The organism is Eximiradius proteiniborus (genome assembly GCF_058546985.1).
The window spans coordinates 2,430,596-2,455,916 of sequence record NZ_CM178592.1 but is presented as its reverse complement, the minus strand read 5'-3'; the positions used below and the strand labels follow the sequence as shown (position 1 = coordinate 2,455,916).

Sequence of the window (25,321 nt, the reverse complement as noted above, 5' to 3'; positions counted from 1 at the left end):
CTTTTTTATATTAATAAACTATGTTCAAAAATTAAGACCAAATAATGTTTACACCTTTGAGCATTTCATTTATCTTTAGTTTCTCTTCTTCACTAAAATTATTTTTAGTTAGAATAACGCTTTTCAAATTTTTGCAATTGACAATGCTTTGAGGAAGAGAAGAAAGCTCGTTGAAACTTAAATCGAGTTCCTGTAATTCAACTAAGTTCCCAAAATTTTCAGGCAATTCCTGAAGTTCGTTTTCATAAAGAAACAGTTTTCTTAATTTTTTCAAATTGCAGATAGATGAAGGCAAATTCGACAATAAATTTTTATAAACACGGAATTTTTGCAAGTTTTCGAGTTCGCCGAAGCACTCAGGAAGTTCAGCTAAATTATTCTCGTGAACTTCAAGTTTTTCTAATTTTTTTAAGTTGCAAATAGAGTTGGGCAATTTAGCAAGGAAGTTGCCAGGTGCACGAAGTTTTACTAAGTTTTCTAATTTTCCAATGCTTTCGGGGAGTTCGGATATTTCATTTTCGCTAAGAACAAGTTCTTGTAAATTGCTCAAATTACCAATACTATCGGGAAGCCTTTTAATTTTGTTATTGTTTAGCCCTAAGCGTTTTAAGTTTGCGAGATCACCAATGCTTTCAGGAAGTTTTTCAATTTCGTTCCAGCTAAGCACAAGCACAACAAGGTTTTTCAATTCAGTAATGGATTTTGGAACATTTTTGATTTTGTTTCCACTCAAATCTAACTTTCTGAGGGATTTGAGCTGAGAGATTTCGTCAGGAATCTCTTCTATCTGATTATTCCAAAGTATTAAATCTTCTAAGTTAGGGAATTCGAAAATTTGTTCCGGGAATTTGTTTAAGTCTTTGAAATGTAGGTCTAAGCGAGTAACATTAAGAGGATCTTTGAGAGCAGCCTCGATTGAAAAGAAAGTAATCGAGGGATTTTGAGTGCTTGCTTCGGTATTCATTTCGCCTCCGTTTCTTATATTAGTGCAAGAATTTTTTCTATATAATAGTTAAAAAAAAATTAAAAAACAACATATATTTTATAGATACAAGAGTAAAATCAGAATGGGAATAATGATTCCAATAATTCCCAGAATAGTGCCTCTCCATTTCAAACCATTTTTTCCTTTTATGATAAAAAGTCCGGATATAGCAAGAAAAGCAAGAGCCACACAGTAAAAGTCCGAGAAATAAGTCCAGGTTTTTCCCGGATTATAATGCATTTTATTCAAATGGAAAAACAATGGGCGGCGTTTAATAGTCTCAATTTCGCAATAGCCTGTATTTAGTTCGCAGGTAACACTACCCCCATCAATAAAGATTTTTAGTATATTATTTTTTGGGAAGTAGTGGCTTTTGTATGAATCAACATTAACAGAACTGAGAATTTCAGAAACCTTTTGTTTGTCAATCTGCTCGCGGGATAGATTGGCATTTATTTGGAATGCCTCTTTTCTAATAATATAATTAGGGTTCCAGTCCTTAATATGATTAATGGCAATTCCAGAAATCGCGTAAATCAGAGTCATACCAATAAAGAAATACCCAAGGTCGCGATGAAGGGTACGATTAAGTTTGTATAAATTCATAATTAAATGTAGTTAGTTGGACATATATATAAAAATATCGAGACGCTAAAAGGCGTCTCGATTAGAAATGAGCAATACAATTGCTTATATTTTTTTAAAAGAGATAGCTTTCATAGTGAATTTCGGAACATATCCTTTAGGACTATTTTGAATTCTTTGTTTTAGATTTTCAACTTTTTTCATACTTTCTTCGAATTCGCATGAGTGTTCAGTATTATCCTTCGACTCGGCTTTGATTTCTTCTTCTAATTTATTTGCATATTCCATATCGAGTTTTTCTTCTTCAAGAGTGCCAACGACAGAAACTTTAGTTCCTTCTAAATCCTTTGGGAAAGAAGAAATTTTATCGGAAACAAGAATCTGTATTTTTTGTTCAGGATTATCCGGATTGCCGATGAACATTTTTTTGCCACTGTGTGCACATACGTGGAGCACCATACCTTCGAGTTCAACTTGTCCGCCTTTGTATTCAAAATTATCTGATAAAAGTTCATCAAAAGTTAATTTCTTAATTTCATCAACAGGCTTTTCTGCTTGCTTGCAAGAAAAAAGAACAAAAGCAAACACAACAAATAATAATAATGTTTTTTTCATAGTAATTTCCTTAATACAATGTAATAAAATACTATACAAATTAACAAAAAAATTAGAAATTTTTAACTGATTTTGCTAATTTTTGAAGACCTTTTAAAACAAGATTTGGCTCGAAATGAACATCGAAGCCGCTCAGATTTTCAGCAATAAGTGCACCATCTCCACCAGTAACAACAACTGTGGGTTTTTGCCGCTTAAGTTTCTTGCGAGAAAGGTTTGTTATCACTTCTTTTATTCCCCCTATAACGGAGTTGAAAATACCTATTTGTATAGCTTCAACTGTATTTGTTCCGTAGATTGAGGCTGGTTTTACAGTATCAACGAGCGGGAGCAAAGAAGTAAATTGTTCCAATGCTTTCGCCTGAGTTCGCAACCCTGGGAAAATGGCACCACCCAAAGCAATATTAGGTTCAACCAGAATATTTATGGTAATAGCAGTTCCACAATCAACAGTAACAAGCGGAGGAGAAAACTCATCAACCGTTGCGATAAGTCCAAGGCGTCTGTCAATTCCCATTCCTTCGACACGTGAAAAGCTAATAATGTTGGATTTCTCTATAATATCAGAAGCATTAGAGAAAGGAACATTCTTTTCTTTCAATAATTTAATTAAAGATGAATAAGCCTCTTGATTAACACTTGAAACAACAATGAACTTATAATCTATATCTGCAAAAACTGTTTTTTCAAGTTTTTTCAACCAATCATCATAATGAAGCTCATAAACAGAGAAAATATCATCGTCGAGCAATTTAATTCTACTATTTCCAATATCAATAGCAAGTGTTTTTTTCTTAATCCAGTTCATATCTTATCGAGTTAGAGTTATCAACAATTGTCAATTCGCCAGTATCAATAGATTGTAGTTCTAATTGTCCGTTTGGATATAGTTTTTTTGCAATCCACAGACCACATTTATTACTGACAATGATAATTTTATCGAATACATTTAATTTATTTGACCATTCTTCAAATATTTTATTAGAAGGATAGTTTAGATATTTTTTAATATTATTTGATAGGGGTTCTATCAATTTTTCGGGTTCGGTTTCGATACCCAAAAGCGATAAGGAGGTAGGATTAATACCTTCGGAAATTGGAAATTCCCGTTGATTAACATTAATACCAATTCCAATTACAGAGTTATCGCATCGTTCGCCCGAAAACGAATGTTCAACAAGAACACCGCTGATTTTTTTCCATCCGTTTGGACACTTTGCATAAACATCGTTTGGGTATTTCAAGCGAAAAGCTACATTTGGAGCAATGGACATGAGCAGTTCCAACACCGCGAGGCAACCTATAAACTGGTAGGAAACGAGTTCTTCGTAATTTACTTCTTTATGATGTTTTTTACCATAAGAGTAATATAGGTTACTTTTATATTCACCGAACCAGTTTTTCTCGTTTCTACCACGTCCTTTTGTTTGGAATTCAGCAGTAACAACCACTTCATCTTCTATTTGAAGAAGATGTCCGATGTAATCGTTTGTAGAAGAAATTTCGCCAAAATGATAGTGTTTCATACCTTATTGAAGATAGTTCAGAGTAAAATCTTTCAAATTTCTAAACATAATTTTATCGATTAAATCATCATCGGAAAGTGCAATTTTAAGCATTTCATAAATTTCCGGGTAACTTTCGACACCAGAGAAAGGACAATGAGTAATACCATCGAAATCAGCACCAAATCCCAAAACATTTTCACCACCGAGTTTCAAGATATGTTGAATATGTTCAATCATTTTGTTTTTAAGGTTATCTTGCTCGCTACCTAAGAAATTAGAATAAAGATTAATGCCAATAAAACCGTTTCTTTTAATAATTTCCTGAATTTGTTCATCATAAAGGTTTCTTGGGTGGTCGAAAATTGCACGAGCGTTTGAGTGCGAGGCAATAAAAGGAGATGAAATTGTTCTGGCAACATCATCGAAGCCAGCAATATTTAAATGAGAAACATCAACAATCATTTTGAGTTTTTCCATTTCGAGGATAACTTCTTTTCCAAAAGAAGTGAGTCCGAAAGGTTCATCAATGCCATCAGCAAGAAAATTTCTATGGTTCCAGGTCAAGGTCATTGCACGCACGCCAAGTGAGTGAAAAGCATAAAGATTGTTTATATCGTTAATAATTGGAGCAGCACCTTCGATAGAAAGCAGAATATTTACTTTACTTTCGTCGTAATCGCTTGATTGTGTAAGTAATTGAACTCCGTCAGGGATTTGTTTCCGGAGGCGACCGAGACAATTAACAGCAAAGCTTAAAGCGGTATCGCCAGCGAGTTCAGGTTCAGTAAACAGTGCAAAATATTGGAGCTGGCCACCAACGGATTGAAATTTCGGCAAATTCCAATGAGCATTTTCACTAAAAAAAATGTTGTTTCTATATGCGGTCAAAGTATCGCAATGAGCATCTGATATTTTCATAACTTTCCTTTAATATTAAAGTGCAAATATATGTATTTTTTTATTTTTAGATAATAAAAATTAAATAAGTTGTTTAAATAATGAACACTTAATTTTTTTCTTGTATTTTTTTTAATTAATTTTGAGTTCAAAACAATGGAGCAGAAATGAATTTTTTTAAGAAGATAAAAGATAAAGTAACTGAACAAGTAAGCAAAGTATCAGAACAAGTAGAAAAAGCAACCACGCAATTTACCGAAGCAGTCAAGCAGGCAACTTCGGCACTTGGTTTTGATAAAATAAAGCAAGGATTATCGAAAACCCGCAATTCTTTGGTAGATAATTTAAAGGCACTGCTTGGCGGAGGAAGAAAAATTGACGATGCGTTGATAGATGAAATTGAGGAAATACTTATTTTATCAGATATTGGGGTAGCAACAACTGAGAAGATTATTGAAACACTGCGAAAAAGGGTTAAGCGAGAAGGTTACGAAAATGCAGAAGATTTATATGTTCTTTTGAAACAAGAAATACTAAATTTACTTGTTGAATCGCCATCTGCAAAAAATGATGCAATATATGAAATACCAGATGAAAACACGCCTTGGGTAATTATTGTTGTTGGAGTAAATGGTGTTGGGAAAACAACAACAATTGGCAAACTTGCATACAATTATAAGTCTGCCGGCAAAAGCGTAGTTATTGGAGCGGCTGATACTTTTAGAGCAGCTGCAAACGAACAGTTAGAGATATGGGCTGAGCGGGCAGGAGTCGAGATTATTCAGCAACAGCAAGGAGCCGACCCCGCAGCAGTAGCATTCGATACCCTTAAATCGGCTATATCAAAGAAAAAAGACGTGGTAATTATTGATACAGCCGGAAGATTACATAACAAAGGACATTTGATGGCTGAACTCGAAAAAATATCAAGAGTTGTGAAAAAATTGAAGCCCGATGCTCCAAATGATGTTTATTTGATTTTGGATGCCACAACCGGGCAAAATGCAATACAGCAAGCAAAAGAGTTCTCGAAAGTTGCGAATATTACAGGCATAGTTTTAACTAAATTAGATGGAACAGCAAAGGGCGGGGTAGTTATACCAATTGCAAATGAATTGAACATTCCCGTTAGATACATAGGAGTTGGCGAAAAGATTGATGATTTGCAACCATTCGACCCAAAAGCTTTTGTTGATGCATTATTCGAGGACAGAGCAACTAACGAAGAAAATATACAAGAGTAGTGGCAGATTGCCAGACAATATATGCAGAAAGAGCAAAAATTAAAGAAAATACTATATACAGAACAATTCTATAAGTTAGTTTTCCTTTGATTGAAATTAAGTGAAATAGTATTCCAAAAGCAGCAGTCAGAGATAAAATAAAGAGCAAAAGCTCTTTATTTGTTTTTACATTTACTTTTTCGAAATTAGTTTTAGTCCAAAATTCGTGTGAATAAACTTTTATTGGAACTGATGGCACAGCAAAAGCATATCCAATGAAAGGGTCTTTATTGTAGCGAAAACGAGTTAATTTAACAATTCCGATAATATCATAATCATTCGCACCGCTTCGAGCCTTGACTTCAATTAACGAGTGTTTTGGAACAGAAAATATTGGTGTTTTGTTGTAATTAATAGGCGATTGATTGTAGATGGGCTCCCAAATATCTGTCTTGAATTTTCTACCAATTAGCAAGAATTTTTGATTAGTATTTTCTGTATTTTCAATAAACAACTGTTGAACATTATCTGTTGGGTTAAAATAGTTCTCGACGTAAGGGAAAGCAAACGGAATGATGAAGTAGAAAAAAGATGCCCAAAAAGGAACAAGTATTAATATTTTTAGTGTCCATAAAATCGCTGAAGAAGCAATCCAATCTTTGCGAAAGATTTTTCGTAACCACAAAAAAATATAAAAAGCAAAAGCAAGAATAAATATGTAATAATAGTTTTCCAAATTCTTAAAACCAATTAATTATTAAATGGAATTTCAATAGCAAAAGTTGTGCCTTTTCCTAATTGAGTTTCCTTGACAAAAATTTTACCGTTGTGATAGTCTTCAATAATTCGTTTTGCAAGACTAAGCCCAAGCCCCCATCCACGCTTTTTTGTTGTAAAACCGGGATAGAATAAGTTTCGGCGGACTTTGCTTGTGAGCCCTTTGCCATTATCTTCGACGTAGATAATTGCGTACTTGTGGGAAACTTTTGCTGTGCGAATGATAATCTTACCTTCTTTGTGTTCAATTGCTTCGGCAGCATTTTTAAGCAAGTTTTCAATAACCCAAGCAAGCAAATCCTGATTAGCTTCTACAGTAATATTTTCGCTGAACTCCCGAATAATTTCAACTTTACGCCCGAGGTGTGGCAAACGTTTTTCGAAATATCTGCAAACTTCATCAATCAGGGTATTCAATTCAATTTGTTCTTTTTCCGGCATAGAACCAATTTTGGAGAAGCGAGTAGTGATAATCTGCAGTCGGTTAATATCGTTGCTCATCTCGTTAATTGTATCTTCAACTGCTTTTGGGTCGTCTTTGGAGAAACGCAATATTTCGAGCCAGGCTAATAAGCTCGACAATGGTGTTCCAAGTTGGTGAGCCGCTTCGCGAGCCATCCCTACCCAAACTTTGGATTGCTCGTTTTTTCGGACACTACTGAAAGCAACATATCCGATAGCGATAAAAGCTGAGATGATAATCAAGGAAACAAATGGAAATAAGCGTAATCTATCAATTAATTCAGAGTGCGTATAGTATATTTTTTGAATTACGACGCCGTTTTCGTCCTCGATAATAATTGGTTCATAATTTTCTTTCATTTTTTGAATATAGCGTTTAAGAAAAGCTCGCTGTTCTTCGATAGTCATCATTTTGCTAAGATTAATATTCAGAGTGTAAGAGGCAAAATCTTCGAGAGGTTCATCGTTTGCATCAGTCATAATCACGGGAAATGTAATAGTCGGGGTAATTTCATCTAAAAAAAATATAAGATATTCTAAATTTTTTTTAGGGTCTGAATAATGTTTGTAAGTATTGGAATATAATCTGATGATTCGCTGTTCGTGTTGAATTAATTCATCGACGAGAACCTGAGTAAAAATCACAACAGCAATAACAATAGAGAAAGCAATTAGCGTAAGCAAAGTTTTAAGTTGCCATTTTCCGTCGGTGCTGAACAGCGATTTTAATAATTTAAAACCATTAAGCATATAATAGAATTATGAATTTTTTTAAATAATGTAAGGTAATTTAAGAAGAAAAATGTAAAAAAATTAACTTTTTTGGTTTAATTTTCAGACGAGCAAGTGATTGATTAATTATAATTAATTGTATTGCAAAAACTTATGTAAATTTTTATTTAAATATTGATTAATTAATTTTATATTTGTGATGAAAATAATGTTGTATAATTTTTTAAGGAAAAATGGTATGTCTTTTCTGGATAGGGTAAGAGATTTCTTTCAGAGGAAGAAAACAGTAGAAATCGGCGGTGGCGAGCAAGCAATTGAAAAGCAGAAGAAGATGGGGAAACTCACCGCACGCGAACGCATTCAGTATCTGCTTGACCCAGGGACGTTCCACGAATACGATATGTTTGTTGAGCATAAAGCAGAAGACTTTGGGATGGACAAGAAATATTTGCCGGGCGACGGGGTAATTACCGGAACCGGTAACATTCTGGGACATCCGGTTTGCATTTATGCTCAAGATTTCACTGTAGCAGGCGGTTCTTTGGGACTTGCACACGCAAAGAAAATCACAAAGATGATGGACCACGCAATGAGAATGGGAATGCCACTTATTGGAATTAACGATTCAGGTGGTGCTCGAATTCAAGAAGGCGTGAATTCACTTGCTGGTTATGGCGAAATATTTTTCCGTAATACACGCGCATCGGGGGTAATTCCGCAAATATCGGTTATATTAGGTCCGTGTGCTGGTGGAGCTGTGTATTCACCTGCTTTGACAGACTTTGTGTTTGTAGTAGACAAAATTTCAAAGATGTTTATCACCGGTCCAGAAGTAATCAAAACAGTTCTTGGTGAAGAAATTTCGATGGAAGAACTTGGTGGAGCACGCGTACAAGCAGAAATTTCTGGAAATGCACATTTTTATGCAGAAAGTGAGCAGGAATGTTTCGAGCAGATCAAACGCCTTGTTACTTTTATCCCTTGGAACAACAGAAAGAAAGCTGATAAATTCCAGCCAAAACCACCAATTTTTGATAAACCTATTGCAGAGATACTGCCTAAAGAACCAAATGAACCTTACGACATCCGAGATGTAATAAAGGCTTTGGTGGATAATTCAGATTTTCTTGAAGTGCAAGAGCATTGGGCAAAAAACATCGTGATTGGATTTGCAAGAATTAATGGCGAAACAGTTGGAATAGTTGGCAATCAGCCAATGGTGCTTGCTGGTGTGCTTGATGTAGATTCGTCGGATAAAGCAGCACGTTTTATTCGTTTTTGCGATGCATTCAATATTCCATTGCTTACACTTGTTGATTTGCCGGGATATTTGCCGGGTGTCGACCAAGAGCATGCTGGTGTAATTCGTCACGGAGCAAAAGTGCTGTATGCATATAGCGAAGCAACAGTATTGAAAATGACAGTAATATTGCGCAAAGCATATGGTGGTGGCTATATTGCAATGTGTAGTCGCCATTTAGGGGCAGATTTTGTGTTTGCCTGGCCTTCTGCTGAAATAGCAGTAATGGGACCGGAAGGCGCGGCAAATATTATTTTCAAGAGCGAAATTGCTAATGCGGCTAACCCAGAAGAAATGCGCAAGCAAAAGGTTGCTGAATATATTGAAAAATTTGCTAATCCTTATAAAGCTGCTGCTAATGGATATATTGATGCAGTTATTACACCAGAAGAAACACGCGACTTCTTAATTCACGCTTTGTGGGTATCGCAGAACAAAGAGGATGTTCCACCAAAGAAAAAACATGGTGTTCCACCATTCTAATGGAGTAGAGATGAATAACGAAAATTTAGGAAAGATAATTCTTGACGATACAGTTTACGAAACGCAACTGACTAAAAAATTTGTTGCGAGAAAAAAATATGCTCCGAAAGATCCGAAAAAAGTAACGGCTTTTATTCCGGGTGTGATACGGGAAGTGTATATAAAAATCGGAGATAATGTAAAAGCCGGGGACAAGTTGCTTGTGCTGGAAGCAATGAAAATGAGAAATACTATTAAATCTCCAATGAATGGTAAGATTAGATATGTTGCTGTTTCGACTGGCAAATCAGTTGCTAAAGATGAACTTTTAGTTGAATTTGAATAAAGTATTCAGGAAATAATAATAAAAGAGACGTAACAAATTACGTCTCTTTTTTTTTATATAAACATTTCTTTTATAACATTCCGCTTCGTTTCCGAATGAACCATTCTGCTGAAAGAAGCAGAACAACAAGAATAAGCAAATAAGGTAAGTTCCAGATAATTATGTCGTTGCGTTTTTTTATGCTTCGTTCTGTAAAGAATCTATTTTTTCGAATATCATCAACAATAGATGAAACATCACCGGAATAATAGAATTTCCCGCCGGTGATTTCAGCAATTTTTTTGAGAAGAGGCTCATTCATTTTCAGGTTAAGGTATTCAATAGAAATATCACCAATGGAAAATCTGCCGTCATCAGTACCAAGAACGTTGTTGTTGAGAGTTGCCTCTGCTGAGAAGGAATAATCACCCGAAGTGAGCCCTTCTACTGTTGTATAGTAGTTGCCCTGACCTGTTGGGGCAAGAGTGATTTCGCGAGTGTCGCTTTTACCAGAAACTTTAACTTTAAGATTTGCTTTCTCGATAGGATTGTAGGCAGCGTCGTAAACTTCACCAAAAAGTTCGACTACTTCATTTTCATTATAAAATTTACGCGAAGGACGGACTTTAACTGGTTTGGTTTGCTCGGCAATGGAAAGCCATCGCAAGCTGTTGTTGATAAAAATGTTTAACAAATCTTCGGCATTGCGTCCTTTTGCAAGTTCCGAGGCGTAACCAAAAAGCTTCCATCTATGCAAACCATATCCCATCAGAGCAATAGACTTACTATTTTGGAAATGTCGGGACATGATCAAAGGTTCATTTAAAGGAGCATTGTTGATTTTCATTGTGGCTAATACTTCGCTTTCCGTTTTCGGACGAACAAATGTTTCGGTTCGGAACAGAGGCGGGAGTGAATTCCAAAGTTTAAGGTCGTCGTCGCTACCGGTAATTCTTAAAATTGGAGAAGAGAGTGCAGGCGTTTTGAAATCAGGAACTACAAGTAATTCTTGTGGTCGTGAGGATACTACAACAAAAGGCAGATAATTCTGAAATTCTTTAAGTTTATTGTAGTCAGTAGTTTGAGAAGCGATAAAAAGAAGAGGCTTTCCACGTTCTAATTCAAGTTTTATCATATCAATAACATTTTTCGGAGTTGATTGGACAGGAAAACCAACAAAAACGATAAGTTCGCTGGCTTGGAGAACTTTCGGATTAGGTGTTTCGTAGAATTCAGCACCTTTTTTCTGAATAAATTCTTTTATTTCGACGCCTTTTTCGAGCGAAATCGACTGCTTAATCATCGACAAATCAGGTGATGGAGAACCGGCAAAAATTGCAAAATTACGTTTGTTTTCCAGGACACGAATAAATTCTGAAATTGAGTTGTTTTTTCGGGTAATTTCATTTTCGATTGGGTCAATCTGTGCGGTTATTTTATGAGTTCCGGGTTTGGTGGGAGTATATTCGAAATTGTGAAAATAACGTTCTCTACCCGGCTCAATGAATATATCTTGTTCTCCGATTTTTTCTTCATTAGAGAATAGCTTTAATTTCAAAGTTTTATTAGAAAATCCATTTGCTTTGAAATTGACCATAATTTGGATTTTATTATCGACATAAGCAATTTCATTTGTAACAATTGATAATACAGCAATATCAACTGGCTCAGTGGTATCGCCGATACCAACAACGTAAAATGGAGCAGTGAAACGCTCGGCATCGAAAATTGGATTTGAACCGGCATTGTAGGCACCGTCAGTGAATAGCACTACAGCTCGTATATTCTCTTCGTCGCGGTATCTATCTAATCGGCGAAGTGCTTTTGAAATATCAGTTGCTCTGCCATTAAAGGCTAAACTATCTATGTTGAACTTATCTAATTGCTTGACATCACTATCAAAAAGGAAGGTAATATTATCGAGATTATCAATATTTGAGTTAATCAAAGCATTTTTGAAAGCATCGGCACGATTGCCTTTTGCATCAGTAGTGCCGGCAGAAATCGAATTATCGAGAAGAATAGCTATTTTAGGTTTTTCGATAAATGCACGAGTAATTGAATATATTGGTTCAAAAATAGCAAAGATTAAAATTGCGAGGGCAAATCCACGAAGTGTGATAAGCAGATAGCGTTTTTTCTCGGAAATTGGAGGAATTGTTGTTTTGTATGCCCATAAAGACAGCCCAAATCCAGCTGTAATAAATAAAACCAAAAGCCACCAGTAACCAGAAATAACCAAATTGTATGAATTCATAACGTGTATTTTTAAATAAAACAAATATGAAAATATGATAACGAAATAACAGCAAAAATATGAAAAATAAATTAGTAAATCATAAGAAGAAAATCATAATACAGTTGTTTGAATTCATCAATTATTCATAATTCGTTTAGATTTTTTTTGTTAAATCTTGTATTTTTCTTTATATTAAATGAATAAATAAATGATTTTGTTTAATACAAAGGACTTATGATGAAATCCAGATTAATTTTATTAATGCTATTTTTTGCCTTTACATTAGAAGTATATCCTTGCACAAACTTTCTGGTAACAAAAGGAGCTTCGGCAGATGGTTCGACAATGATTTCTTATTCGGCAGATGCCGGTGGATTTATGGAGCCATTATATTATGCACCTGCAGCAAAACATCCCGAAGGGTCGTGGGTTGATATTTATGAGTGGGATAGCGGCAAACATCTTGGGAAAATAAAACAAGTGCCTGAAACATATAAAGTAATTGGAAATATGAATGAATATCAGGTAGCAATTGGAGAAACAACGTTTGGTGGACGTGAGGAACTGCGGGACACAAACGCAATAATGGATTATGGTTCGCTTATGTATATAGCATTGCAAAGAGCTAAAACTGCACGTGAAGCAATTAGAGTGATGACAGAGCTTGTTGCTGAGTACGGTTATTATAGTTCGGGAGAATCTTTCTCTGTTGCTGATCCTGATGAAGTTTGGATACTTGAAATGATAAGCAAAGGACCTTACGAAAAAGGTGCTGTGTGGGTAGCTGTTCGTATTCCAGACGGATATGTAGCGGCTCACGCTAACCAAGCGCGCATCAGACAATTTCCGATGAATGACCCTAATAATTGTTTGTATGCACCGGATGTGATTTCTTTTGCGATTGCACGAGGCTACTACAACCCAAAACAGGGACCATTCAGCTTCGCTGACACATATTGCCCACTCGACGCGAGCAGTTTGCTGTTTTGCGAGGGAAGAGTATGGAGTTTGTTTAGACGAGCAGCACCATCTCTGAATTTATCGAGTGATTATTGGCGTGCATACGAAGGAGAAGAACCTTATCCATTATACATCAAGCCGGACAAGAAGCTTACACCACAAGATGTGATGAGCTTAATGCGCGATCATTTCAACGATACAGAATTTGATATGACCAAAGGACTTGCAGCAGAACCTTTTGGCAATCCATACAGATGGAAACCGCTTGCATTTAAAATTTCCGGCGACACAACAACTTATGCCTGGGAAAGACCAATTTCGACACAGCAAACAGCATTTTCCTTTGTATCGCAAAGCAGAAGTTTCTTGCCAAGAGAAATTGCCGGAGTATTTTGGTATGGAGTTGATGATACCTATTCTACTGTTTATGTGCCACTTTATGTAGGTGCAATGAACGATATTCCAAAATGTTTCAGAGGTGGTAGTATTAAAGAACTTGATTTGAATTCTGCTTTTTGGATATTCAATCTGGTTGCAAACCTTGCATATACAAAATATTCATATATTATCAAAGACATTCAGGTTGTGCAGAAGCGTCTTGAAAGTAAGTATGAGATGTTTCAGCCAATAATCGAGAAGGCGGCAAATGAGTTGTATCAGAAAGATAAAGCTTCGGCAATGCAATTTTTGAGCGATTATTCATTGAATGAGTCTCAAAAAATGTTTGATGAATGGTTTACTCTATGGAAGCAATTAGTTGTAAAATATAATGATGGCTATATTAATGATGTGAACGTTGATAACGGGCGTCATCCTAAGGGTGTAGGTTATGGCGACGAATTTTTCAAACGTGTTGTCAAAGAAAAACCCGGTTATTTCGAAGTAAAAATGAAGAAGAAAAAAGACAAAAAGAAAGGGAAATAAATGTTAGAAAAGGCGTATCGCAAAATACGCCTTTTTTATTTTAACAAATTGCGTTTGAATGGTAAATGAATTCATTGGCAAAGGCACATAAGAATGTAATCAATATTTCGTTGATGAAATTGTAATTTAAGGAACATACAGCAATGAACAAAAAAGAGGCTGACTTAGAAGTCAGCCTCTTCCCTATTCGATTGCAATAATTATCAATTAAGGTTTTTCGAAAATTTTGTCGTCCAAAGCATTACCGATTTCATATTCATCAAAGTTGAATACCATAACAGTATTTCCATTAATTTTTAATTCAATTACAGATGGAACGATAGCTCCGCCAACTTTAGTTTTTTCTTCAAAAACATATTCGATTGTATTAGATTCATCATCTTTCTTTACTTCAGCCCTTAATTTATAGAACCAATTAGTAATTTCATCAATATAGATAGTAGAGATATCGTTATCTTTGTCTGTCATTTTAATAGTAATGTAGTTCTTGTCATCAATAGTTTCTTTGCCAAGATACTCAAATGAATAGCCTTCTTCACCGTATTTGACGATAGGAGAATTAAGGAAGTCGAAAATCTGCAAAATTTGGTCTTTTGCGGCATCGGGTAAATTTTTCTTATCTTTAGAACCAGTGAGAGGATTGACCATCCAAGCTTTTTTGCCATCAAAGGCTTGAATAATAGTATTGCCCATATATTCGATTTCAATTCTGACTTTGTCTGGTCTCTTGATTTTGTAAACAATAGGAATTTGTTCGCCTTGCTCAGCAATGAACTGACTGCCGTGGATAACGAAAGTTTCAATTTTATCTAATGCTTCTTTGTTCATTGCTTTAATAGCATTTTTCATTATATCATCGATATTCTGAGAATAGAGAAAATTTGCAGAAGCAAATAAAAAGATTAAAAGCAAAAATTTTTTCATAACTACCTCTAATTATTGATTTTTAAAAATAAGTAAAAAATAAAATATAATAAAGTAATATTAATCATTTCCATTTTTTTCCAAGAAAGTGCCTAATTCAGAAATAATCACAGCAGAAAACAGCAAAGTTGCTCCGAAAATTTCGGTATTCGACATAGTTTCATTCAAAAAGATAACAGCCACTGAACTTGCTACAATAGGTTCGAGCGAAAAAATTAATGCAGCCTTGACAGGTGTAGTGTATCTTTGAATGCTTGTATGGATAAATGTAACAAAAAATGATGCTAAAACAGCATTAAAAGCTAATGAAATTAAAAGCATATTATCAAATTTTACAACCCAAGAGCTATCCTCGAAAGTAACAAAATAAACAAGAGCAATAATCGATGATGCAACAAACTGCAAAAAAACCAACTGAGCAGTTATTGAGCGATTTTCAATTTTTTTTGTAAATACATCCATATATGTAATATAGAAAGCCCAAAACATCGTGGAGAAGAGAGTAAGGACATCGCCGATGTTAATATTATCAAAGTCTGGATTTGTGAAAATCCATAGACCAATCATAGCAACAAAAACTCCCCAGAAAGAGTATTTGTTAATTTTTTTGCGACAAACTATGTAATATACAATCGGGGTAAGTGGAACAGTGATGCCAGTAATAAAAGCAGATTTTGAAACAGTTGTATATTTCAAACCAATAGTTTGAAGCAAGAAACCACCACCAAAAAACAAACCTAAGATTAATCCATTAATTAGAGTTCTATTCTGAATTTTAAATAATTTCTTGTTAAAGAAAATAACACATAGGAATATTGCAATACTAAAACGCATCAGAATATACACACTTGGAGAGGTGAAATCTAATCCTATTTTAGTAAAAACAAAAGTTCCGCCCCAGATGAAAGTAACTAAAAAAAGGGAAAGCTCGGCATAGAAAGGCTTCAATCAGTTACTCCGTCGTTATGTTCAATATCGTTTAAGACAGGAAGATTTTTGTTATTGCTATTTTCTTGATTTTGCATTTGCTTTTTAGCTTGATTTTGGCGCCTCAATTGATTAAAGTTAATTGAAGGAGTAAGTTTTACGTGTTCTCTAATTATTCCACGTGCCCGAAGAGTATCTTCGGCATACAAATATCTTTCTTTATTAGGTAAGCTGGAGCGAGCTTCTTTTGGAATTTGAATAATAGGAATAAGAGCTTCTTCAACTTCGAGTGGATTATCCGGCAATTGGACGACGCCATCTTTGTTAGAGGTAAAATCGAGCCAGGGACCACCACGAGGACGCGAATAATCAAAATGACCAAGCAAAATAACTGGTGTTCCACTGAAAGGGATGAGTTTGCCGCTGGTATCTTTTTTAGCGGATTCGCCCCAACTAAAGAGCCATTGAGCATCATCTAAAAACTGACGTAAGCAGGAATGCGAAACAGGGCGGCCTGGCATTTCAAATTGATGGAAGGCACTTCCTGCTGCGACATGGAAATTGAAAGTGAAAGGCATAACCCAAGTGCTATCGAGAGAGGAGCGACGAAGACGTTCTTTCCATACGAGAGCATATTTGCCCGGGAATGACGGAGTACGTTCCTTACCAGAATTAACGGCAGCAAATCGAACTAATTTGCCATTTTCGTAGCACCCATAGGCTTGCTTATCAATGGAAACTAAAATTATTTTTTTAATATTTTTTGCAGGTGGATAATTATGAGGGAAAATTGAATAATCGAGGATATTGTTTGTAAAAATTTCAGGGACAATAATTTTTTCACCATTCCGGATAAACCGCAATTCTTTTCGGTTCAACGTCATAATGATTTTTTGGGCAACAGATTTATCGATACTATCGGGAACGGAAGAAAAGATTGAATCAAGAGTGCTCCGATTATGAATTTCTACGAGATTATACTTAATGTATGGTGGCTCATAAAAATCGGTATTAATATGTTCAGTTTCAGAATTTGGAGAATTCTCAAGATTTTCTTGAAAATTTTCGTCATTTTGGCTACAACTTGTTAGAATAATTAAAATTATAGCAAAAAACGTAAAAAATTTGTGTATCATACTTCATTATTTATTTATAAAGTGAATTGGAACAAGTAACTTTGAATGAACAGGCTTTCCACTACGTTTAGCAGGGCGAAACTTCACATAGTCGATCACATTTTGGGCGTAAGAATTAAAAATATCGTTATCGGAAGAAATAACTTTCTTTTCGACGACATTACCGAGTTCGTTTAGAACAATCTCAAGAGTAACTGTTCCTTCGATCTTCTGTTCTTTAGCTTTTTGAGGATAGACAAGGTTATCGATAATATCGCGATAGTCGTAAAACGGAGCTTCGTCAATTTCTGGTTTTTCTTCTGCAAGTTGAATACCGCCGCTAATAGTTTCTATTTGAATAGGGGCAATACCTTCCTGAGTATTTCTAACTTTTTTAGAAGGCTTGGCATCGAATTTAATCCTATCAGAGTTTTTTAGCATAATTGCCAGATTATTCAGGAAGTTAATTTTACCCGGGAAAATGTTATATTTATTTTTTTCTATATTAATTCTATCTAATTGAGTAATTTTTTTTATCAGACTATCACACTTCGAATTAATATTTTTTATGAAGGAATTTTTTTCTTCTAAAGACATATCACCATTTAAAAAAGCAGAAATGTTAGCAATCATAAAGAATTGATAAGCAGATGAATAATCTTCGAGTTCGAGCAGCCAATTTGCAAATTCTACGAACTTATTCGGGGGTATAGCGGAAAAGTCGTCCCCAAAGTGGTTGGATAGCCCTTTATATATTTTTGAATGATCTTTTGCGTAAATACCAATTTTGATTTCATCTAAATTATTTTGAGAAAAAAGACATAGACAACCTGAAAAGAAAAAGACGAGAAAGAACAGTTTTTTCATATGCTACCAGAAACTAATAATCTATATTAGCAAATATATAAATTATTTTACAAAATAAAAACTGCAAACAAGCAAAAAATCATTATTTAGCAATACGCATCCATTTAAACAAATCTTTGAAAGTAGGTTTTTTGCCATACATAAGAATACCAACCCGATAAATCCTTGCAGCCATTTTCAGGCAGAGGAAGAAAGTGCCAAGAGTAAGGATAATTGAAGCCAATATTTGCCATAAAGGCACTTGTGTTGCTGCAATCCGCACTGTCATTAAAATAGGAGTGAAAAACGGGATTAGAGACAATATTACTGCGAGAGTGCCATCAGGGTTGCTAACTACATTGAAAATAAGCAGAATAGGAATAATAATAGGAAGAGTAACAGGAGTTTGCAATTGTGCGGCATCTTGTTCCTGATCGACAGCAGAACCTATAGCAGCAAATAAAGTTGCATAGATAAAATAGCCGATTAAGAAATAATAAATAAAGCCAATAATAAGCCACGGAGAGATAGTTGGTATTTCGAGACCTGCGATATTAAGCATAGTGCCGGTGCTATGTGGCATAGTTGCCTGATTTTGCAATTGTGCTATCTGCTCAGGCGAAACAGAGCCGCTGAAAATTGTTCCAGCGATAGTAATTGCAGCAAAACCGAGCAAAATCCAGACAGCAACTTGAGTTAATCCGACCAAACCGATCCCGATAACCTTGCCCATCATAATTTCGAATGGTTTAGCGGAGGAAGCGATAACTTCAATAATGCGATTAGCCTTTTCTTCGATTACTCCACGGCTGACAAGTGAGCCATAAGCAAACATCAGAAAATAAATCACAAAGCCTAAAAAGTAGCCGATACCGGCATATATTTCTGTATAATCTTTTTGTTCGCCACTTTCAGTAACTTTGAGAGTTTTTATTTTGAAAGGTTTATCAATGAGCTTGAGAATATCATCGGTTGCACCAGCATCTTTAAGTTGTTTTTGCTTGATGATATCGCCAAGGTTGCTTTCTAAACTTGTAATAAATCCAATACCACCACCGCCTGATGTGAAGACAAGCGCTTCGCCGCTATTGATGACATTATCATCAACAACTACGAAACCATCGCTTTCGCCTCCAAGTACCTGACGACGAAGTTCATCTTCCGACTTATCAGACAAATAATATTTAGAAGTATCGAGGCTGACTAATTTTTGTCCAATTCCGAAATGTGTTTTATCAACAATAGCAATTTTTTTGGAAGTTGAATCCGCAGATAAATAAGCAACCAAACCGGGAATTACAATCAGCAAAATAATAAACAAAGGACCCAAAATAGTGCCTATAATAAAGCCTTTTGATTTAATACGAGTAGAATATTCGTGTGAAATTATTGTGTTAATTTTATTATTCATTTTTGCTCTCCTTGTTGATTAGCGACTGTATCAATGAAAATTTCGTGCATTGTAGGAAGTGAAAGATCAAATTTTGTAACAGTAGCAAATTCAGAAACAGTTTTAAAAATATCGTTAGTATTAATGGAATGATTTAGTAATTTCAGTTCTAAACGGGAATTAGAGCGGTTAAGGATTTCAACATTATTTAACAATTTGACGAACTCGTCGCTTCCATCAAATTCTATTATCAAATGATTACGACCATATTTTGATTTAATATCAGAGACTTTACCGTTGAGAACGAGTTTGCCTTTGTTAATCATACAAATGCTATCGCAAAGTTCTTCGACCTGCGACATAACGTGAGTAGAAAGAATAATGGTTTTACCTTCATCTCTAAGTTCGAGCAGGATATTTTTTACAAGTTCTGTATTGATTGGATCGAAACCAGAGAACGGTTCATCAAGGATGATGAGTTCAGGAGAATGAATAATAGTGGTAATAAACTGGATTTTTTGCTGCATACCTTTCGATAGTTCCTGAATTTTTTTGTTTTCCCAACCATATGCACCAAGCTTATTAAGCCAAAAGCGGGCACGCTCGATAGCAATCGGTTTTGGTAATCCTTTCAACCGTGCGAAATAAATAATTTGCTCCATTACTTTTAGTTTTTTATAAAGCCCTCTTTCTTCCGGGAGATATCCTATTTTATTCTGTAAATTTGGGTTTAGTTTCTCGCCAAAAATATTGATTTCACCTTCGTCAGGAATTAAAATATTGTTAATCATCCGAATAAGGGTTGTTTTGCCAGCACCATTAGGACCGAGCAGACCAAAAATTTGCCCACTTTCGACTGCAAAAGTAATATTATTTGCAGCAGCATAGTTTCCAAAATTTTTAGTAACATTTTTTACTTCGAGTATTTCCATCAACATTGCTCACGAAAATTGAAGAATAAAAACTCAACAAACATACGAAAGAAATAATAAAAAAGTTTCATTTAAATAGCAAATGAACGATTTTATTAGTCGCTTTATATCTATACAAATATAAAAGAATTAAAGGAAAGAGAAAATATTTAGAATTATTTCATTCAGAGATGGATTGAATTAACGAAACAGTATGACAAATTTACAAATTGAGTATCGAAAAGAAAAAAACAGGCTGAACCAGCAGAATGGAACAGCCTATTTTTTGAAAGATAGACAATTATTCTTCGATTGAATTGATAATATCCATAATGATATTTGTCTGCTCTAAATCTTTAACAGCGATATTCAAACAACGTCCAACTTCGTTGATGGCATCCATTTCGTCGTAGCTTATCTTGTAGCCGAACAGAGAACCGGAAGCATTAGCGATGAAAACTCCAAGAGCAATTAAATGCTTTTTAAAAGATAAGGCGTCTTTTGGCTCGATTTTATTATCCAGAATGAAAGCAGTTTTGCGTAAAATTTCTTTTGCAGGTTGTTTTTGAGCATCGAAAATGCTGTTGAGTTCATCACCATTAGGAATAGTCTGAAGAATCTCTTTTGCAAGAGAGTTATTTAACTTATGGGAATTTTTAATAATAACATCGATAGCGTCTTTTTCTTTTTTGTCGATTTTACCATCAGCGCCGGCAATCATTTTAAAAACCGCAAAAAATGAAGATTGCAAAATTGCCCAATCTTCACTCGAGAGCAATTCTTTGTAAGCCATATTAACCTCAAAAAAAGGATAAAAGAAGAATTTTGTTGAAAAGACTTACAAAAAAAAATATTATTGTAAGAAATCAATTGTTTTTGCGAACAAATTCTTCCAAAGTAAAATAAGTATTTGTAAAATGTTTTCCGACGCGGTAATTATCTTCGTCAAAATATACACGCAGTTTTTGTTCGATAGTCTGGAAAAAATGAACAGGGATAAAAAATTTAGAAGAAATAAACAATCGACCACCAGAATTAATAATTGCGTTTGTTTGCAGTGATTGTTGTTCAGATTTCATTTGATAAGTAGCTTCTCCGGTTCGGATGAAACGAAATTTAATACAAGAATAGCCAAGAGTATCTATTTTATCTTCGGCACGCATTAAATTTGAATGTTCGACAATAGCAGGTGGGAATGAATTTTCGACAAGAGTATCGATTGAGCTAACAAGCCAAGATTCATTAACTACCTTGCACGATTGTTTGAAGGGGAAAAATAAGTAAGGTTGATAAGGTCCACCGGGCGAAACAGCAGCATTAGTAACATCTTCAGCAACAGAACGAATTCTATTGGAAACAGAATCAATAACCAAGTAGAATTTTCTATTAATCCAGGGAGAAGATTTTCGCAAAACATCTTTTATTTCACCTTTAGATTCGACGGCAGAATAGTCTGTAAAATAAAGATTCAGGTGAAATCTGCCGAATTTATCAACTGAATCGCATTTGACAATAAATCTTTCCCAACGATCCCGCACCAAAGGAATATCATCGTCAAAAACAATACTATCGCGAGATTCCACACGATAAATAAGCAAATCGCCTTGCTGAAATTTATATTTGAAACAGACTGTATCAGCTTGAACTTTTTCAATTTCTTCGAAATCGGATTGGGCGAAACACAGTAAGCTCGCAAATAATAGTGTTATTAAATAAATAAACTTTCTCATAACTCAAAAAAATGTATTTGTAATAATTACAAAAATAGTGTTAATTTTGAAATAATTGACGATATTAATAATAAATCGTTTCAAAAGGGGCGCATTCGTCTAACGGTTAGGACGCAGCCCTCTCAAGGCTGAAATAGGGGTTCGATTCCCCTATGCGCTGCTAGAGATCCTTTATAATATTCCACATAAAAGAATAGATGATTGATTTGTAAACATTTTTTTTTATTTTTGGATATGTTAAAATTTTTCTGAAAAATATGGATGAAATAGCTAAAAGTTTGGATAAATTTAAGTTTTATGTAGAGGGCAAAGTTCACTTTAGTGAAGTTGATTCTTTCGAAGTTGTTCACAACATTCAGTATCTCTATTGGATGGAAAATTCACGATTAGAATATTTGGACAAAATTGGCATAAAAATCGAGAAAAACACTATCAGAGAAAAATTACCGCTGATGGTTGTAAGCACCAGTATTTCTTATCTTGCTCCATTATTTTTTACTGACAAATACAGAGTATATTGTCGGACAGCTTCAATTGGTAACTCATCGATGACAATGGAAAATGTTGTAACGAACGAGAATAATGAAATATGTGCAATAGCAAGGTCTGTGATGGTGCATCTTGAAAAAGGCACATTCAAATCAAAAAGAATTCCTGATGAAGTAAGAGAAAAAATCAAGCAATTTGAACAAACTAATTTAGAAATTACGGGTTAATATGAAGAAAACAGAGCACTGGGAAGTTCGCAAACTTGCAGCTCAATGTATTATTCCAAGATTAGACATTGAGAAATTTCATCAGGAGAATGAATACAAGGATGAGATAATAAAACTAACTGAATCCGGAATTGGAGGATTCTGTATATTTGGTGGGAATTGCGATCTTGTCGAGAAAGCAACAAGCTATTTACAGTCGTTAGCTGAAATACCGCTTATATTTGCAGCAGATTTTGAAAACGGGCTATCTATGCGTTTGGATGATGGAACTGCGTTTCCACACGCAATGGCTCTGGGAATTGCCGATGACGCAAAACTTACAGAAGAAATTGCAACTGCAATTGCAAAAGAGGCAAAAGACATCGGAGTACATTGGAACTTGGCTCCTGTTTGCGATATTAACTCAAATCCAAGAAACCCAATAATAAATATAAGATCTTTTGGTCAAACAAGTGAAATTGTTTCTAAGCATATTTTGGCATATATCAAAGGAACACAAGCAGAAAATGTTGCAGCGACAGCAAAACATTTCCCTGGACACGGAAACACTACAATTGATTCACATATAGAATTACCAATAATTGATTGTAGTTTAAATGAATTATTTGAAAACGAAATAATTCCATTCCGGACTGCTATTGAAAGCAATGTGAAGTCTATTATGGTTGGACATCTGCTTGTAAAATCGATTGATGAAAGCAAACCAGCGTCATTATCAGAAAAAGTTATCAAGTTACATATCAGGGAAAAGCTTGGATTTGATGGACTTGTTCTCACCGATGCACTTGATATGAAGTCAGTATCACAGAAGTACTCACCAAGTGAATTATTATTGCTTGCCCTATCGGCTGGAAATGATATTTTATTGATGCCTGAAAATCCTATTGGTGCAATTAGCATTGTCGAGCAAGCAATAGAAAAATCTGAAGAATTGCGGGAACAAGTAATCAGTTCTGTTCGTAAAATACTTTCCTTAAAAAGATTTTGCGGGCTTATACCAAGTTTTGCAAAGAATGAGACAAAACTGAATACGTGGATGAAACATACAAATCTTGCACTGAGAGTAGCAATAAAATCCATAAAATCAGATGTTCCTGAAAGTGATTTACCAATAGACAGCAGCAAGCAATATGCTGCATTTTCAATTATTCAGAATGATTATGATATGCAAGCGGCGTCAAGATTTTTTACAATGCTTGCGCAGGCAACAGAAAACGATTGCGACTACGGTTATTTAGACACAAATATTTCAGATGAAGATACTCAAAAATTAGTAGAGAACATTGAAAATGCTGAGTTTTTGATTTTTGCAGTTTTTTCGAAGGGAAGAGCCTACCAGGGAAGTATTGAAATATCTGATAAAATTAACAACATAATAGAAAAAATATCGAATGGAAGAAAAAAGTATGTAATCATTTTTGGTTATCCACATTTTGCAAAAGAGTTGGAGTGTGGAAATATAATATATTGCTACTCTGATTCTTTTCCGTCTATCGCTGCGGCGATAATGAAGCTAACCGGCAGAGAACTGCCAGAAAATTATTAATTTTGTTAAACGATTGAAAAATAATATGAGTAAACGTTTACGAGTTTTATTTTTAACAGCAAGATTTCCATATCCATTGATTGGAGGCGATAGACTAAAGCCTTATTATATTTTGAAATATCTGGGCAAACATCACGATGTTACTTTAGTAACCTTTCATCAAGGTGTAGATTTACCTAAAAGTTATATTAACGAAATAGAAAAATTAGGTGTTAAAGTAATTGTAATTCCGCTCGACCCTGTTTCGGCAGGTTTGAAAGCAGGGATGAAGCTTATAACGAAAAGCCCACTCGAGATAGATTATTATTATTCAAATAGTTTCAAAAAAGCAGTAGAAGAATTGCAACCTGAAAGGAATTTTGATGTTGCAATTGCTTTTTTTATGAGAACAGCAGAGTATATAAAAGAATTAAGAATTCCCAAAATATTAATGGCAGAAGATTGCAGAACAATTTATCAATATCGTTCGTATAAGGAATCAACAAGTTTGCTGCAAAAATTTGTAAGACATTGGGAATACAATAAATTAAAAAAATATGAGCCTGAAATTGTTAAATATTTTGATATAGTAACATTTGTAAGTAACGACGATATAAAAGAGATGCAAAAGCTAAACAGTGGAGTTGAATACAGATTACTATCGAATGGTGTTGATTTAAACAGGTATACATTTAATAACGACATAAAAAACCGGGAAGGCATACTGTTCGCTGGGAAGCTTGATGTTTGGGCAAATCAGATAATGATTAATACAATAGTAAATGAGATATTACCTGAAATATTGGCAAAATTGCCGGAAGTAGAGTTTCATATAGCAGGGGCAAAACCACCACACAGCGTAATGTCGCTCAAAACCAAGAAAAACATTAAGCTTCATATTGATGTACCTGATATGTTGCCTTATTTGCATAGTGCGAGAGTATTTTTGCATCCACATTCAGGTGGCTCAGGCATTCAGAATAAATTGTTAGAAGCAATGGCAAGCGGATGTCCTGTAATTACAACTCCTACGGGCAATCAAGGAATATATGCTAAGAATGAAGAAAGTGCAATAATATGCAATACGAAAGAAGAAATGATACGATATGCAGTTAAGATACTAAAAGATGAAGAATTTGCATCAAAACTTATAAAAAATGCAAGAGTGCTTATCGAAGAAAAGCACTCCTGGGAAGCAATATATAAGCAATTAGATAGTATTCTTGATGAATTGCTGGATTAA

Annotated in this window: 24 protein-coding genes and 1 tRNA gene; 8 read left to right on the top strand and 17 right to left on the bottom strand. The window is 34.8% G+C overall.

The annotated features are described in order from the left end of the window. Nucleotides 1–31: 31 nt before the first annotated feature. From ACY2LT_RS10050 to ACY2LT_RS10025, 6 genes are all read right to left on the bottom strand, one after another. Entirely contained in the window at nucleotides 32–964 is a 933-nt protein-coding gene (locus ACY2LT_RS10050; protein WP_491815503.1) for a leucine-rich repeat domain-containing protein, read from the bottom strand. A 78-nt stretch (nucleotides 965–1,042) separates the two neighbouring features. After that, nucleotides 1,043–1,591, bottom strand: a complete 549-nt coding sequence (locus ACY2LT_RS10045; RefSeq protein WP_491815502.1) for a PepSY-associated TM helix domain-containing protein — start codon at nucleotides 1,589–1,591, stop codon at nucleotides 1,043–1,045. 84 nt (nucleotides 1,592–1,675) lie between these two features. Beyond that, nucleotides 1,676–2,185: a hypothetical protein gene (locus ACY2LT_RS10040; RefSeq protein WP_491815500.1), complete on the bottom strand. Its 510-nt coding sequence runs from the start codon at nucleotides 2,183–2,185 to the stop codon at nucleotides 1,676–1,678. Between the two features lie 52 nt (nucleotides 2,186–2,237). Next, on the bottom strand, nucleotides 2,238–2,993 hold the full coding sequence (locus ACY2LT_RS10035; protein ID WP_491815499.1) for a type III pantothenate kinase: 756 nt from the start codon (nucleotides 2,991–2,993) through the stop codon (nucleotides 2,238–2,240). Beyond that, nucleotides 2,980–3,711 (bottom strand): biotin--[acetyl-CoA-carboxylase] ligase, encoded by a 732-nt coding sequence (locus ACY2LT_RS10030; RefSeq protein ID WP_491815497.1) that lies wholly within the window; start codon nucleotides 3,709–3,711, stop codon nucleotides 2,980–2,982. Before ACY2LT_RS10030 ends, ACY2LT_RS10035 begins: the two co-directional genes overlap by 14 nt. A gap of 3 nt (nucleotides 3,712–3,714) precedes the next feature. Then, nucleotides 3,715–4,611, bottom strand: coding sequence for a dipeptidase (locus ACY2LT_RS10025; RefSeq protein ID WP_491815495.1), 897 nt, complete (start codon nucleotides 4,609–4,611; stop codon nucleotides 3,715–3,717). 146 nt (nucleotides 4,612–4,757) lie between these two features. On the opposite strand from ACY2LT_RS10025, the gene ftsY reads away from it, so the two are divergent. Continuing rightward, complete coding sequence (gene ftsY / locus ACY2LT_RS10020; protein WP_491815494.1) at nucleotides 4,758–5,834, top strand: signal recognition particle-docking protein FtsY; 1,077 nt, start codon at nucleotides 4,758–4,760, stop codon at nucleotides 5,832–5,834. Here the strand turns inward: ftsY and ACY2LT_RS10015 are convergent. Both ACY2LT_RS10015 and ACY2LT_RS10010 read right to left on the bottom strand, forming a co-directional pair. Further along, the gene (locus tag ACY2LT_RS10015) at nucleotides 5,809–6,549 is read right to left on the bottom strand and encodes a hypothetical protein (protein ID WP_491815493.1); all 741 of its coding nucleotides are present in this window, start codon (nucleotides 6,547–6,549) and stop codon (nucleotides 5,809–5,811) included. The two genes, ftsY and ACY2LT_RS10015, sit on opposite strands and share 26 nt — an antisense overlap. A 14-nt stretch (nucleotides 6,550–6,563) precedes the next feature. Then, complete coding sequence (locus tag ACY2LT_RS10010; protein WP_491815491.1) at nucleotides 6,564–7,802, bottom strand: ATP-binding protein; 1,239 nt, start codon at nucleotides 7,800–7,802, stop codon at nucleotides 6,564–6,566. 220 nt (nucleotides 7,803–8,022) lie between these two features. On the opposite strand from ACY2LT_RS10010, the gene ACY2LT_RS10005 reads away from it, so the two are divergent. After that, nucleotides 8,023–9,567, top strand: coding sequence for an acyl-CoA carboxylase subunit beta (locus ACY2LT_RS10005; protein WP_491816791.1), 1,545 nt, complete (start codon nucleotides 8,023–8,025; stop codon nucleotides 9,565–9,567). A 10-nt stretch (nucleotides 9,568–9,577) separates the two neighbouring features. Beyond that, nucleotides 9,578–9,892, top strand: coding sequence for a biotin/lipoyl-containing protein (locus ACY2LT_RS10000; RefSeq protein ID WP_491815489.1), 315 nt, complete (start codon nucleotides 9,578–9,580; stop codon nucleotides 9,890–9,892). Between the two features lie 70 nt (nucleotides 9,893–9,962). Here the strand turns inward: ACY2LT_RS10000 and ACY2LT_RS09995 are convergent, their stop codons facing one another. After that, a complete protein-coding gene (locus tag ACY2LT_RS09995; protein WP_491815487.1) occupies nucleotides 9,963–12,128 on the bottom strand; it encodes a vWA domain-containing protein in 2,166 nt (721 codons plus the stop codon). Nucleotides 12,129–12,347: 219 nt separating this feature from the next. On the opposite strand from ACY2LT_RS09995, the gene ACY2LT_RS09990 reads away from it, so the two are divergent. Next, nucleotides 12,348–13,994 (top strand): dipeptidase, encoded by a 1,647-nt coding sequence (locus ACY2LT_RS09990; protein ID WP_491815485.1) that lies wholly within the window; start codon nucleotides 12,348–12,350, stop codon nucleotides 13,992–13,994. 207 nt (nucleotides 13,995–14,201) lie between these two features. On the opposite strand, the gene ACY2LT_RS09985 is transcribed toward ACY2LT_RS09990, so the two are convergent. The 8 genes from ACY2LT_RS09985 to ACY2LT_RS09950 form a co-directional block, all read right to left on the bottom strand. Next, nucleotides 14,202–14,918: a LolA family protein gene (locus tag ACY2LT_RS09985; RefSeq protein ID WP_491815484.1), complete on the bottom strand. Its 717-nt coding sequence runs from the start codon at nucleotides 14,916–14,918 to the stop codon at nucleotides 14,202–14,204. 60 nt (nucleotides 14,919–14,978) lie between these two features. Continuing rightward, entirely contained in the window at nucleotides 14,979–15,866 is an 888-nt protein-coding gene (locus ACY2LT_RS09980; protein ID WP_491815483.1) for a DMT family transporter, read from the bottom strand. After that, a complete protein-coding gene (locus ACY2LT_RS09975; RefSeq protein WP_491815482.1) occupies nucleotides 15,863–16,981 on the bottom strand; it encodes a L,D-transpeptidase in 1,119 nt (372 codons plus the stop codon). Before ACY2LT_RS09975 ends, ACY2LT_RS09980 begins: the two co-directional genes overlap by 4 nt. 6 nt (nucleotides 16,982–16,987) lie before the next feature. Next, nucleotides 16,988–17,827 (bottom strand): energy transducer TonB, encoded by an 840-nt coding sequence (locus tag ACY2LT_RS09970; RefSeq protein ID WP_491815480.1) that lies wholly within the window; start codon nucleotides 17,825–17,827, stop codon nucleotides 16,988–16,990. Between the two features lie 82 nt (nucleotides 17,828–17,909). Continuing rightward, a complete protein-coding gene (locus ACY2LT_RS09965) occupies nucleotides 17,910–19,217 on the bottom strand; it encodes an ABC transporter permease (RefSeq protein WP_491815478.1) in 1,308 nt (435 codons plus the stop codon). Next, nucleotides 19,214–20,128 (bottom strand): ABC transporter ATP-binding protein, encoded by a 915-nt coding sequence (locus tag ACY2LT_RS09960; protein ID WP_491815476.1) that lies wholly within the window; start codon nucleotides 20,126–20,128, stop codon nucleotides 19,214–19,216. The genes ACY2LT_RS09965 and ACY2LT_RS09960 overlap by 4 nt, the downstream gene beginning before the upstream one ends. A 280-nt stretch (nucleotides 20,129–20,408) precedes the next feature. Further along, nucleotides 20,409–20,900 (bottom strand): hypothetical protein, encoded by a 492-nt coding sequence (locus ACY2LT_RS09955; RefSeq protein WP_491815475.1) that lies wholly within the window; start codon nucleotides 20,898–20,900, stop codon nucleotides 20,409–20,411. A gap of 73 nt (nucleotides 20,901–20,973) precedes the next feature. Beyond that, on the bottom strand, nucleotides 20,974–21,837 hold the full coding sequence (locus ACY2LT_RS09950; protein WP_491815473.1) for a hypothetical protein: 864 nt from the start codon (nucleotides 21,835–21,837) through the stop codon (nucleotides 20,974–20,976). A gap of 88 nt (nucleotides 21,838–21,925) precedes the next feature. Here ACY2LT_RS09950 and ACY2LT_RS09945 point away from each other — a divergent pair. The 4 genes from ACY2LT_RS09945 (at nucleotide 21,926) to ACY2LT_RS09930 (ending at nucleotide 25,321) form a co-directional block, all read left to right on the top strand. Beyond that, nucleotides 21,926–21,997: transfer RNA gene (locus ACY2LT_RS09945), tRNA-Glu, on the top strand. A gap of 97 nt (nucleotides 21,998–22,094) precedes the next feature. Beyond that, nucleotides 22,095–22,553 carry an acyl-CoA thioesterase gene (locus ACY2LT_RS09940; protein ID WP_491815472.1) on the top strand — a complete coding sequence of 153 codons (459 nt, stop codon included), beginning with the start codon at nucleotides 22,095–22,097 and terminating at the stop codon, nucleotides 22,551–22,553. A gap of 1 nt (nucleotide 22,554) precedes the next feature. Next, nucleotides 22,555–24,099 (top strand): glycoside hydrolase family 3 protein, encoded by a 1,545-nt coding sequence (locus tag ACY2LT_RS09935; RefSeq protein ID WP_491815471.1) that lies wholly within the window; start codon nucleotides 22,555–22,557, stop codon nucleotides 24,097–24,099. 25 nt (nucleotides 24,100–24,124) lie between these two features. Continuing rightward, nucleotides 24,125–25,321, top strand: coding sequence for a glycosyltransferase (locus ACY2LT_RS09930; protein WP_491815470.1), 1,197 nt, complete (start codon nucleotides 24,125–24,127; stop codon nucleotides 25,319–25,321).